Source organism: Mesorhizobium sp. P2_B11 (assembly GCF_056404855.1).
In genome coordinates this window covers 1-12,790 of the sequence record NZ_JBFUDF010000005.1, presented here as the reverse complement: position 1 = coordinate 12,790, position 12,790 = coordinate 1, and the positions used below count along the sequence as shown (strand labels likewise).

The 12,790-nt window shown below is 64.2% G+C and carries 13 protein-coding genes; all 13 read left to right on the top strand.

What is annotated here, in order from left to right; genetic code table 11:
• Positions 1-17 precede the first annotated feature (17 nt).
• The 13 genes from AC1DYJ_RS16660 (at position 18) to AC1DYJ_RS16600 (ending at position 12,614) form a co-directional block, all read left to right on the top strand.
• On the top strand, positions 18-395 hold the full coding sequence (locus tag AC1DYJ_RS16660; RefSeq protein WP_477286720.1) for a hypothetical protein: 378 nt from the start codon (positions 18-20) through the stop codon (positions 393-395).
• Positions 396-425: 30 nt separating this feature from the next.
• The gene (locus tag AC1DYJ_RS16655) at positions 426-581 is read left to right on the top strand and encodes a hypothetical protein (protein ID WP_162712379.1); all 156 of its coding nucleotides are present in this window, start codon (positions 426-428) and stop codon (positions 579-581) included.
• Positions 582-590: 9 nt separating this feature from the next.
• Positions 591-1,994 carry an APC family permease gene (locus AC1DYJ_RS16650; protein ID WP_477286718.1) on the top strand — a complete coding sequence of 468 codons (1,404 nt, stop codon included), beginning with the start codon at positions 591-593 and terminating at the stop codon, positions 1,992-1,994.
• 42 nt (positions 1,995-2,036) lie between these two features.
• Positions 2,037-2,723 (top strand): hypothetical protein, encoded by a 687-nt coding sequence (locus tag AC1DYJ_RS16645; RefSeq protein WP_477286716.1) that lies wholly within the window; start codon positions 2,037-2,039, stop codon positions 2,721-2,723.
• Positions 2,720-3,037, top strand: coding sequence for a hypothetical protein (locus AC1DYJ_RS16640; protein ID WP_477286714.1), 318 nt, complete (start codon positions 2,720-2,722; stop codon positions 3,035-3,037). The genes AC1DYJ_RS16645 and AC1DYJ_RS16640 overlap by 4 nt, the downstream gene beginning before the upstream one ends.
• Positions 3,038-3,122: 85 nt before the next feature.
• Entirely contained in the window at positions 3,123-4,019 is an 897-nt protein-coding gene (locus tag AC1DYJ_RS16635) for a class II glutamine amidotransferase (protein ID WP_477286712.1), read from the top strand.
• Between the two features lie 4 nt (positions 4,020-4,023).
• Positions 4,024-4,752 carry a GltB/FmdC/FwdC-like GXGXG domain-containing protein gene (locus AC1DYJ_RS16630; protein WP_477286710.1) on the top strand — a complete coding sequence of 243 codons (729 nt, stop codon included), beginning with the start codon at positions 4,024-4,026 and terminating at the stop codon, positions 4,750-4,752.
• 6 nt (positions 4,753-4,758) lie between these two features.
• Complete coding sequence (locus tag AC1DYJ_RS16625; RefSeq protein ID WP_477286708.1) at positions 4,759-6,087, top strand: FMN-binding glutamate synthase family protein; 1,329 nt, start codon at positions 4,759-4,761, stop codon at positions 6,085-6,087.
• Between the two features lie 36 nt (positions 6,088-6,123).
• Complete coding sequence (gene glnT, locus AC1DYJ_RS16620; protein WP_477286706.1) at positions 6,124-7,431, top strand: type III glutamate--ammonia ligase; 1,308 nt, start codon at positions 6,124-6,126, stop codon at positions 7,429-7,431.
• Positions 7,432-7,468: 37 nt separating this feature from the next.
• Positions 7,469-8,722, top strand: a complete 1,254-nt coding sequence (locus tag AC1DYJ_RS16615; RefSeq protein ID WP_477286704.1) for a sarcosine oxidase subunit beta family protein — start codon at positions 7,469-7,471, stop codon at positions 8,720-8,722.
• 16 nt (positions 8,723-8,738) lie between these two features.
• Entirely contained in the window at positions 8,739-9,014 is a 276-nt protein-coding gene (locus AC1DYJ_RS16610) for a sarcosine oxidase subunit delta (protein WP_477286702.1), read from the top strand.
• A complete protein-coding gene (locus AC1DYJ_RS16605; RefSeq protein WP_477286700.1) occupies positions 9,014-11,995 on the top strand; it encodes a sarcosine oxidase subunit alpha in 2,982 nt (993 codons plus the stop codon). Before AC1DYJ_RS16610 ends, AC1DYJ_RS16605 begins: the two co-directional genes overlap by 1 nt.
• On the top strand, positions 11,988-12,614 hold the full coding sequence (locus AC1DYJ_RS16600) for a sarcosine oxidase subunit gamma (RefSeq protein ID WP_477286698.1): 627 nt from the start codon (positions 11,988-11,990) through the stop codon (positions 12,612-12,614). The genes AC1DYJ_RS16605 and AC1DYJ_RS16600 overlap by 8 nt, the downstream gene beginning before the upstream one ends.
• Positions 12,615-12,790: the final 176 nt, after the last annotated feature.

Here is a 12,790-nt window from a genome sequence, read left to right as displayed (position 1 = left end):
CCTGAGGGGTAGAAGACATGTCGCGCTATACGCCGCCGGAACAAGGCAAGGCCGGGCAGATTTTTGACATTGTGGTTGTCGTGGTCGCCATTTTCGTGGCGCTGTGGCTGCCGCTGAAACTGGGCCTGGCGGGTGCGGCAAAATCCATCGACGCGCTCGACGCCAAGACCTGGGAGGCGCTCGGGCAGAACCCGACCATGGCCGCGATCTGGGAAAAGCTCGGCTATACGCCCGAGACCGCGCACGACATCATCCAGAACCGCTTCCACTACATCATCGACTGGCCGACGCTGATCATCATGGCGGCGGTGCTGATCGGCTATTTCGTCTTCCTGTTCCGCGCCTCCGACCGCGAATACCGCGAAGTCATCAACGAAAAGTTCGACGACAAATAACGCCAGAGATTTTGGGGAAGCACCATGTGGATGGCTCTGTCTTATGCATGCTGGGGTATCTCGGTCGTGCTTGCGCTGTGGATGCTCTACGACTGGTTCAAGATCGACACGACCTACTCCGAGGAGGTGCTGACCTCCTCGCGCGAAGGCGAGCTTGAAGCCGTTTCCGAAAAGCACCGGGTCTAGGGGAAAACAATGGCGGTCGCGGCTGAAACGACAAGCACGGCAATCAACGGTGACAGGGTCTCGCTGCTCAGGGTGCTCGGCCCCGCCCATGTCTGGGCGCTCGGCGTCGGCATCGTTCTGGTCGGCGAATTCACCGGCTGGAACTTTTCGGCCGACAAGGGCGGCGCACTCGCTGCCCTGATCGTCTGCTGGGTGGTCGGGCTGCTCTACACCTCGGTCGCCATGATCGATTCCGAGGTGACATCGACGGTGGCCGCCGCCGGTGGCCAGTATGCGCAGGCCAAGCACATTGTCGGACCACTGATGGCCTTCAACGTCGCGCTGTTCCTGGTCTTTGCCTACACGATGCTGGAGGTATCCGACGCCATCCTGCTCGGCGACACGATCGTCGCCAAAGCCGGGGTCGAAGGGCTCACCCACAATTCCTTCATCGCCGCCACCATTGTCGTGCTGGCGTGGCTGAACTATCGCGGCGTCTTGATGACGCTCAACGTCAACTTCGTCATCACCGCGATCGCCTATGTCTCGATCGTCATCCTGTTCTTCTCGGTCAGCCCGTGGACGCAAGGCGCGGTGCTGAAGCTCAACGAGCTGGTGACGCCCGGCAATGCGCTGCCCTATGGCTGGATCGGCGTCATCGCCGCCTTCCAGTTTGGCATCTGGTATTATCTCGGCATTGAAGGCACCACGCAGGCTGCCGAGGAAGTGCGCTCGCCGGCCCGTTCGCTGCCCTACGGCACCATGGCCGGCATGATCACGCTTTTGATCGCCGCCGCCATGACCTGGTATGTCTGCGCCTCGATGATGCCGTGGGAATATCTCGGCATCACCTATTATCCGCTGTGGGACGCCGGCAAGCTGACCGGCAGCGCGCTGCTCGAAAACCTGCTGTTCATCGCCACGCTGCTCGCCGCTCTCGCCTCGGCCAATGGCTGTATCAATGATGCGGCCCGCGCCTGGTTCTCGCTCGGACGCGACCGCTACCTGCCAAGCTGGTTCTCGGCCGTGCACCCGAAATACCGCACGCCCTACCGCTCGATCCTGTTCCTGCTGCCGATCGCGCTCGCCTTCGCCTTCATCGCCGACCTCAACCAGGCGATCACCTTCTCGATCCTGTCGGGCGTGCTGCAATACACCTTCATGAGCATCAACATCATGATGTTCCGCAAAAAGTGGCCTCTGGGTACCATCCGCCGTGGCTACACGCATCCCTTCCATCCGCTGCCGGCGATCGTTTTGTTTTGCCTCTGCGTGGTGACCTTCTTTGCGATCTTCCTCGGCTACGGCTCGCAGCTGATCGCCATGGTCGTGTTCTACTTCCTGATCTCGCTGTGGTTCCACTTCTACCGCTACCGCTATGTGCGCCGCGGCGACCAGTTCACCATGCCGTGGCCGAAGCCACAGGGCTATTGACAGGAGAGGGCCTGCCGGTTTGGGCAGGCAGTGCGTAACGAGGTGTCTGAGGTGACGACAGCATTGCTGGCCGGGGCGATCGCCTTGGCTCTCGTCTTGCACCTCGCCTGGCTTGCGCGCGCCAGCCGCAACAGGGCCATTGCTGCTCTTGCCGCCGAGGCGGCAAGCATCCGAACTGTCATCGCAGATGCCGCCGACATTTCAGATGGCACGGTTGGCGTCGTCACCTGGGTGGGTTCGTGGAACGAACGGCGCGTGCAAGTGCGCACCATTGTCGACACGCTGGCGACGCGAAAGCTGCCGGCGCGCTGGTTGAGCATCACGATCACCGAACCGGTCGCGGTGCCGGCGACGTTCGACATGATGATGCGGCCGGGATCGCCGACCACCTTCTCCAATTTCGACCACCTCCAGCACACGCTGCCGAAAGCTCCGGGTTTTCCGGCGGAAGCGGTGCTGCGAACAGACTTAAGGGGCGCGCGCTTTCCGCAGAACCTGATTGCCAGCCATCTCGACATCTTTGCCGAAGGCGGTGCCAAGGAACTTTTGATCACACCGAACGGCGTGCGCATCGTCTGGCTGCTGGCCGAGGCCGAACGCGCCCGCTACGGCGTGTTCCGGCAGGCTGCCTTCGGCACAGGGCTCGAACCTGCGCTGGTCGAGCGGCTGCTCGCCTCGGCCTCGGGGCTGCGCGACGCCATCAACAGACAGGAAAGGCAGGTGGCATGAGCGCCCCCGCACCGACAAACCCGTATCTGGTGCTGGGCGCCGCGATCGTCCTGCCGGCCAGCGGCCATGTCATCCTGGGTGTGCCGGTGCGCGGCCTGCAGTTCCTGTTCTTCATGGTGATCCTCGCCTGGGTGACGGCCAAGATCGCGCCGGCCGACGCCAGTTTCGTCGGCCGCCATGCCGGCGGCTTCCTGATCTATGCGCTGTCGATCCTCGATGCCTACAAACTCGCCCGCATCCGCACCGCCAAATGGGTTCACAGCACCCGCGTGGGCGCCGATACGGCGCAGGGCGGCATTGAGCCGCATACGTAACTACAGGAATATTTTTTTCATATGATTGAATTCGGGCAGCGCATTCGGTACATCATCTCTTAGTGGTAAACGCCGGGAGGCTGACATGTGTGGAATCGTCGGACTTTTTTTGAAGGACAAGTCGCTTGAGCCGCAGCTCGGCTCGATGCTGTCGCAGATGCTGATCTCGCTCAGCGATCGCGGCCCCGACAGCGCCGGTATCGCCATCTACGGCGCGCCTTCCAAGAACGAAGCCAAGATCACCATCCAGTCGGCGAAGCCCGATCGCGACTTCCGCGGTCTCGACGCTGAACTCGCCAAGGCCATCGGCGCGCCGGTAAGCATTGCGGTGAAGTCGACGCATGCCGTGCTCAGAACCGCGCCCGACAAGGTCGACGCCGCGCGCGAGGCGTTGCAATCGATCCGGCCCGACGTGCGCATCATGGGCGCCGGCGAAGCGGTTGAGATCTACAAGGAAGTCGGTCTGCCGGAGGCGGTGGTCGACCGCTTCGACGTGCGCTCGATGACCGGCACGCATGGCATCGGTCACACCCGCATGGCGACGGAATCGGCCGTCACGACGATGGGCGCGCATCCGTTCTCGACCGGCGCCGACCAGTGCCTGGTGCACAATGGTTCGCTCTCCAACCACAACAATGTGCGGCGCGAACTCAAGCGCGAAGGCATGACCTTCGAGACCGAGAACGACACCGAAGTGGCGGCCGCCTATCTCTCGTCGCAGATGGCGCATGGCAAGAATCTCGGCGAGGCGCTGGAAGGCACGCTTTCCGATCTCGACGGCTTCTTCACCTTCGTCGTCGGCACCAAGAACGGTTTCGGCGTGGTGCGCGACCCGATCGCCTGCAAGCCGGCCGTCATGGCCGAGACCGACCAGTATGTCGCCTTCGGCTCGGAATATCGCGCGCTGACCAAGCTGCCTGGCATAGACAATGCGAGGGTCTGGGAACCGGAACCCGCAACCGTCTATTTCTGGGAGCATTGAGCCCATGCCGGCAACCAAACTTTCCAAGGCGGCGCAAGACCACGCGTCCCGGGTTTTCGATCTCGACGTGTCGTCGCTGCGCGAGCTGAATCAGGCGCTGCACAATCTGACGCCCGGCTCCAACGAGACGGCGTGGGAAGTGCTGCACCCCAAGGGCAGCCATTCGGTCGCCGTCGGCGTTGACCAGCCCGTCAGCATCGATGTGCGCGGCAGCGTCGGCTATTACTGCGCCGGGATGAATGACGGCGCGGCGATCACCGTGCATGGCTCGGCCGGCCCCGGCGTCGGCGAAAACATGATGTCGGGTTCAATCGTCATCAAGGGCGACGCCAGCCAATATGCCGGCGCCACCGGCAAGGGCGGACTTCTGGTTATCGAGGGCAACGCATCCTCCCGCTGCGGTATCTCGATGAAAGGCATCGACATCGTCGTGCACGGCAATATCGGCCACATGTCGGCCTTCATGGCGCAGTCCGGCAATCTCGTGGTGCTGGGCGATGCCGGCGATGCGCTGGGCGATTCTATCTACGAGGCGCGGCTGTTCGTGCGCGGCAAGGTCGAGAGCCTTGGCGCCGACTGCATCGCCAAGGAGATGCGGCCCGAGCACATCGAACTGCTGCAGGGCCTGCTCGACCGCGCCGGTGTCACCGGCGTCAAGCCGTCGGAGTTCAAGCGCTACGGCTCGGCGCGCACGCTCTACAATTTCAATATCGACAACGCCGACGCGTATTGAGGCATCATGACCTACAAGAACCCGCCGACGACGCCGCGCAAATCCGCGACCTTCGACGACTACACGCTCTCCGAAATCCGCCGCGCCGCGGCGACCGGCATCTATGACATCAGGGGCGCCGGCGCCAAGCGCAAGCTGCCGCATTTCGACGACCTGTTGTTCCTTGGCGCCTCGATCTCGCGCTATCCGCTCGAAGGCTATCGCGAGCGCTGCGACACCTCGGTGGTGCTCGGCTCGCGCTATGCCAAGAAGCCGATCGAGCTGAAGATTCCGATCACCGTTGCCGGCATGAGCTTCGGCTCGCTGTCCGGCCCGGCGAAAGAAGCGCTCGGCCGTGGCGCGACTTTGTCTGGCACCTCGACCACCACCGGCGACGGCGGCATGACCGAGGAAGAGCGCGGCCATTCCAAGCAACTGGTCTATCAGTACCTGCCGTCGCGCTACGGCATGAACCCCAGGGATTTGCGCCGCGCCGATGCGATCGAAGTTGTCGTCGGCCAGGGCGCCAAGCCGGGCGGCGGCGGCATGCTGCTCGGTCAGAAGATTTCCGACCGCGTCGCCGAAATGCGCACGCTGCCGAAAGGCATCGACCAGCGGTCGGCCTCGCGCCATCCCGACTGGACGGGGCCGGACGATCTCGAGATCAAGATCCTCGAACTGCGCGAGATCACCGACTGGGAAAAGCCGATCTACGTCAAGGTCGGCGGCGCCCGCCCCTACTATGATACCGCGCTTGCGGTGAAGGCCGGCGCCGATGTCGTCGTCGTCGACGGCATGCAGGGCGGCACAGCCGCGACGCAGGAAGTGTTCATCGAAAATGTCGGCCAGCCGACGCTTGCCTGTATCCGCCCTGCGGTGCAGGCGCTGCAGGATCTCGGCATGCATCGCAAGGTGCAGCTGATCGTGTCGGGCGGCATCCGCAACGGCGCCGATGTCGCCAAGGCGCTGGCACTCGGCGTCGACGCGGTGTCGATCGGCACCGCCGCGCTTGTTGCGCTCGGCGACAATGATCCGCGCTGGGAGGCGGACTACAATGCGCTCGGCACCACCGCCGGTGCCTATGACGACTGGCATGAGGGCCGCGATCCCGCTGGCATCACCACGCAGGATCCGGAACTGATGAAGCGGGTCGACCCGATCGCCGCCGGGCGACGGCTGGCAAACTACCTCAAGGTGATGACGCTGGAAGCGCAGACCATTGCGCGTGCGTGCGGCAAGAACAGCCTGCACAATCTTGAGCCCGAGGATCTCGTCGCGCTCACCATCGAAGCCGCCGCCATGGCCGGCGTGCCGCTGGCCGGCACCAACTGGATACCGGGGAAGAACGGTTTCTGAAAAACACTACCCAGATCACATAAGCGAGGAACTATAATGGGGAACGATCTCGCCGCATTCGCCAAAGAGAACGGCGTCAAATATTTCATGATTTCCTACACCGACCTGTTCGGTGGCCAGCGCGCCAAGCTGGTGCCGGCACAGGCGATATCGGGCATGCAGAAGGACGGCGCCGGCTTTGCCGGTTTCGCCACCTGGCTCGACCTGACGCCAGCGCATCCCGATATGCTGGCGGTTCCGGATCCGGATTCGGTCATCCAGCTGCCGTGGAAGCCCGATGTCGCCTGGGTCGCCGCCAACTGCATCATGGACGACAAGGAAGTCGAGCAGGCGCCGCGCAACACGCTGCGGCGGCTGGTCGCGGAAGCCGCCAGCGATGGCATGCATGTCAAAACCGGCGTCGAACCCGAGTTCTTCCTGATCTCGCCGGATGGCAGCGTTATCTCCGACAAATACGATACGGCGTCGAAACCCTGCTACGACCAGCAGGCGGTGATGCGCCGCTATGATGTCATCGCCGAGATCTGCGACCACATGCTGGCGCTGGGCTGGGGCCCGTACCAGAACGACCATGAGGACGCCAACGGCCAGTTCGAGATGAACTGGGAGTTCGACGATGTGCTGGCCACCGCCGACAAGCACTCTTTCTTCAAGTTCATGGTCAAGTCGGTTGCCGAGAAGCATGGGCTGCGCGCCACCTTCATGCCAAAGCCCTTCCAGGGCCTGACCGGCAATGGCTGCCATGCCCATATCTCGGTGTGGGACAAGGCCGGCAAGACCAACGTCTTTGCCGACAATGCGATGGAACTCGGCCTGTCGGCCAAGGGCAAGAACTTCCTCGGCGGCATTATGAAACATGCCTCGGCTCTCGCCGCGATCACCAATCCGACGGTCAATTCGTACAAGCGCATCAACGCGCCGCGCACCATTTCGGGCGCCACCTGGGCGCCGAACACGGTGACCTGGACCGGCAACAACCGCACCCACATGGTGCGCGTGCCCGGACCCGGACGCTTCGAGCTGCGCCTGCCGGATGGCGCCGCCAACCCGTATCTGCTGCAGGCGGTGATCATCGCCGCCGGCCTCGACGGCATCCGCTCGAAGGCCGATCCCGGCAAGCGCTACGACATCGACATGTACCAGCATGGCCATACGGTGAAAGGCGCGCCGAAGCTGCCGCTCAACCTGCTCGATGCGCTGCGCGAATACGACAAGGACAAATCGTTGAAGGCGGCGCTGGGTGAGGAATTCTCGTCGGCTTACCTAAAGCTGAAGCACCAGGAATGGAATTCCTATGCTTCGCACTTCACGCAATGGGAGCGCGACCACACGCTGGACATCTAACCCGGCACAGCGGTGCGAGCGACCTCGGAATGAACGTATGAAATATTCGATCTTCTCGCTCGCCCGCGCCGCCCTTTCCGGCCACAGAAACTGGCAGCGCACCTGGCGCGATGCCAGCCCGAAAGACCACTACGATGTGGTGATCATCGGCGGCGGCGGCCATGGGCTCGCCACCGCCTGGTTCCTGGCCAGCGAGTTCGGCATCAAAAACGTCGCCGTGCTGGAAAAGGGCTGGATCGGCTCCGGCAATGCCGGCCGCAACACCACCATCATCCGCTCCAATTACGGCCTGCCCGGCAATACCGGCTTCTACGAATTGTCGATGAAGCTGTGGGAGCGGATGGAGCAGGACCTCAACTACAATTCGATGGTCAGCCAGCGCGGCGTTCTCAACCTCTACCATTCCGACGCGCAGCGCGACGCCTATGCGCGGCGCGGCAACACCATGCGCATCAACGGCATCGATGCCGAACTGCTCGATCAGGCGGCGCTGAAGAAGATGCTGCCGTTCCTGAATTTCGACCATGCGCGCTTTCCCGTGCAAGGCGGGCTGCTGCAGCGGCGCGGCGGCACCGCGCGCCACGACGCCGTGGTCTGGGGCTATGCCCATGCGGCGAGCGAACTCGGCGTCGACATCATCCAGAACTGCGAAGTCACCGGCTTCATCCGGGACGGCAATGGCAAGGTGACCGGCGTCGAGACGTCGCGCGGAAAAATCGGCGCCGGCAAGGTCGGCATGGCGGTCGCCGGCTCATCCTCGCGCGTCGCCGCTATGGCAGGGCTGCGGCTGCCGATCGAAAGCCATGTGCTGCAGGCCTTCGTCTCGGAAGCCATCAAGCCGCTCATTCCCGGTGTCATGACCTTCGGCGCCGGCCACTTCTATGTCAGCCAGTCGGACAAGGGCGGGCTGGTCTTCGGCGGCGACATCGATGGCTACAATTCCTACGCCCAGCGCGGGAACATGCCTGTCATGGAAGACGTCTGCGAAGGCGGCATGGCGCTGATCCCGATGATCGGGCGGGTACGGCTTCTGCGCCAGTGGGGCGGCATAATGGACATGTCGATGGACGGCTCGCCGATCATCGACAAGACGCCGGTCGACGGGCTCTATCTCAACGCCGGCTGGTGCTATGGCGGCTTCAAGGCGACGCCCGGTTCCGGCTTCGTCTTTGCCCATCTGCTGGCGCGCGACGAGTCCCACAAGGAGGCGGCGCTGTTCCGCCTCGACCGCTTCCAGCGCGGCGCCATGATCGACGAAAAGGGCCAGGGCGCCCAACCGAACCTGCACTGAGGGCCGCCGAGAACCGATGCGTATTACCTGTCCTTTCTGCGGCGAACGCGAACTCGGCGAGTTCACCTATCTCGGTGACGCCAAGCCACAGCGCCCCGTCGCGGATGCCGGCGAAGAGGCCGTCTACGACTATGTTTATCTGCGCGACAACATCGCCGGCGTGATGGCTGAGAACTGGTATCACGGCGGCGGCTGCCGGGCCTGGCTGAAGGTCACCCGCAACACGCTGACGCATGAGATTTCTTCCGTTGAGCCAGCGGCGGGCGCTGGTGCTGCGAAGGTTGGTGCGTAATGGCTACCAACCAGACAAACCGACTCTCATCCGGCGGTCTCATCGACCGGTCCACGCCGCTCAACTTCCGCTTCGACGGCAAGACGTTCTCCGGCTTCCAGGGTGACACGCTGGCGTCGGCGCTTGTCGCCAATGGCGTCAAGCTGGTCGGCCGCTCGTTCAAGTATCATCGTCCGCGTGGCATTCTCACCGCCGGCTCGGAAGAGCCCAACGCGCTGGTCGAGTTGCGCACCGGCGCACGGCGCGAGGCCAACACCAAGGCGACGACCGCCGAACTTTACGAAGGCCTCGAAGCCGCCAGCCAGAACCGCTGGCCGTCGCTGCGCTTCGACGTCATGTCGGTCAACCAGCTGTTCGCGCCGATCTTCGTCGCCGGCTTCTACTACAAGACGTTCATGTGGCCGGCGAAGTTCTGGGAGATGATCTACGAGCCGGCGATCCGCCGTGCCGCAGGTCTCGGCCGCGCGGCTCAGCTTCCCGATCCCGATCATTACGACAAGGCCTGGGCGCATTGCGATGTGGTGATCGCCGGGTCCGGTCCGGCAGGTCTGGCGGCAGCGCTTGCCGCCGGCCGCAGCGGCGCCCGTGTCATCCTGTGCGAAGAGGATTTTACGCCCGGCGGCAGGCTGCTTGCCGATGGCGGTACGATCGACGGGCTGCCGGCGGCGGAATGGCTGGCGGGCACACTGGCCGAGCTCGGCTCGATGCCCGACGTGCGCATCATGACCCGGACGACATTGTTCGGCGTCTATGACGGCGGCACCTATGGCGCGATCGAGCGGGTCAACGATCACCTGCCGACGCCGCCCGAGCATCAGGTGCGCCAGCGGCTGTGGCGGATCGTGGCCAAGCGCTGCGTCGTCGCAGCCGGCGCGATCGAGCGTCCGATCGTCTTTGCCGGCAACGATACGCCCGGCGTGATGATGGCCTCGGCGATGCGGACCTATGTCTCGCGCTATGCCGCCACGCCGGCAAAACGCGTCGCGCTGTTCACCAACAATGAGGATGGCTGGCGCACGGTCGAGACCGCGCTCGGCGCCGGTCTGCAGGTCGCTGCGGTGATCGACGCGCGCCCCGACGTCTCGCCGGCGCATCGGTCGCTGGCCTCCAAGAATGGTTTTGCCGTGCTGCATGGTTCCGTCAGCGGAGTCGACGGCGGCAAGGACGGCGTCAGGAAAATCGCAGTATCACTGACGGGTGGCGCCCGCGCCGAGGTCGAGGCCGACGGGCTCGCCGTTTCGGGCGGCTGGAACCCGGCGGTCGGGCTCACCTCCTACCATCGCGGCCGGCCGAAATGGCGCGACGATATCGCCGCCTTTGTACCCGACGGCGCGCCACCCGGTATGGTCGCCGCAGGTGCCGCCAACGGCGCCTTCGGGCTTGGCGCTTGCCTGCGTGAAGGTTTTGAGGCCGGTGCTGCGGCGGCACGTGATGCCGGCCGGACCGGCAATGCGGGATCGGCGCCGACTGCCGACAACGCGGCATTCTCGCTCACGCCGCTCTGGCATGTCGCCGGCAAGGGCAAGGCTTTCGTCGACCAGCAGCATGACGTCACTGCCTCCGATATCGAGCTGGCACAGCGCGAGGGCTTTGAATCGGTCGAGCACCTGAAGCGCTACACGACGCTCGGCATGGCGACCGACCAGGGCAAGACCTCGAATGTCGCCGGCCTCGCCATCATGGCGGCGGTGTCAGGCAAATCCATTCCCGAGACCGGCACGACGATCTACCGCCCGCCCTATGTGCCCGTCGCCATCGGCGCCTTTGCCGGCCATCATCGCGACGAGACCTTTCATGCGACGCGGCTGACGCCGTCGCATCACTGGGCCGCCGAACAAGGCGCAATCTTTGTCGACACGGGTTTATGGAAACGGGCGCAGTGGTACCCCCGCGCGGGCGAGAAGGACTGGCTGGAATCCGTCACCCGCGAGGTCAAGGCAGTGCGCTCCGGCGTCGGCTTCTGCGACGTCTCGACGCTGGGCAAGATCGATGTGCACGGCCCCGATGCCGGCGCCTTCCTCGACCGCGTCTACATCAACACGTTCTCCAGCCTCGCCGTCGGAAAGGCGCGCTACGGGTTGATGCTGCGCGAGGACGGTCTGGTCTACGATGACGGCACGACCTCGCGGCTGGCCGAGGATCACTATTTCCTCACCACCACCACGGCCAAGGCCGGGCTGGTGATGCAGCATCTCGAATTCTGCCGACAGGTGCTGTTTCCCGAACTCGACGTGCAGCTGACCTCGGTCTCCGACCAGTGGGCGCAATTCTCCATCGCCGGACCGAAGACACGCGATCTCTTGAAGGAAATCGTCGATCCGTCAGAAGATTTGTCCAACGAAGGTTTCCCGTTCATGGGCGCGCGCGAAGTCGCTTTGCGCGGCGGCATCAAGGCACGGCTGTTCCGCATCTCTTTCTCTGGCGAGATGGCGTTCGAGATCTCGGTGCCCGCCCGCTACGGCGAGGCGATGGCGCGCAATCTGATGCAGGCGGGAAAACCGTTCGGCGTGACGCCCTATGGCACCGAGGCGCTCGGCGTCATGCGCGTCGAAAAAGGCCATGTCGCCGGCCCGGAGCTGAGCGGCACCACGACGGCGGCCGATCTCGGCCTCGGCAAGATGATGTCGACCAAGAAGGATTTTATTGGCCGCGTCATGGCCAGCCGCGAGGCGCTAGTGGCACCGGACCGCCAGGTCGTCGTCGGCATCAAACCGGTCGACAAGGCGCGGCGGCTGCGCTCCGGCGCCCACATCATTCCGAAGGGACAGACGCCCGGACCCGACAACGACCAGGGCTATGTCACCTCGGTCTGCTTCTCGCCAACGCTCGACCAGTGGATCGGGCTCGGTCTGGTCGAGCGCGGACGCGAGCGCATCGGCGAGATCGTCCACGCGCACGACCCGCTGCGCGGCGAGGATTACGATGTCGAACTCTGCAATCCCGTCTTCTACGACCCGGATGGAGGGCGCCAGCGTGGCTGAGTTTTCCTGGGATATTCGCAGCCCGATCGACCGGGCGCTTGTCGCCGGGCCTCATGGCGCGCAGGGCGACGCCGGCGTCTCTCTGACCGAGATCCGCAATTTCGACCTGATCCAGGTGATGGCGCGGCGTGGCAAGGCGGCTGACATGGCCGAGGTCGCGAAGGTGCGCTTTGGCGTCGCGGCTCCGGAAACACCGAAGGCGGTCGACACGGCGGATGCGACGCTGATCTGGTCCGGGCCGGATCAGTTTTTTGCCCTGTCCAAGGGCCGCAAGCATGGGGCCGGAGAACTCGGCCAGGCTTTCGCGCAGTCGGCGTCGCTCTCCGACCAATCACATGCGCGGGTGCTAATCAGCATCTCCGGCGCCAAGGCACGACCGATGTTGGCGAAGCTGTCGTCGATCGATCTGCATCCCGATGCGTTCGCAGTTGGCGCGGCTGCCGCGACCTCAATGGATCATACCAGTGTCACGCTCTGGCGCGGGAAGGATCGGACGGATGGGCAGGCGGTGTTCAACGTTCTGGTGTTCGCGACCTTTGCCGAGAGCCTGTGGCACACGGTGCTGGATTCGGCTGCGGAGTATGGCGTGGCGATCGGGCATTCCGAGGAACTGGCGTAGCGCTGCGTTTTTCCCTTCTCCCCTTGTGGGAGAAGGTGGATCGGCGCGATAGCGCCGAGACGGATGAGGGGTGTTCCAGCGGAGTGAGACGTTGGCGTTCTCTGGAACACCCCTCATCCGTCGCCTTCGGCGACACCTTCTCCCACAGGGGGAGAAGGGGGAGCAGAAGGGGGAGC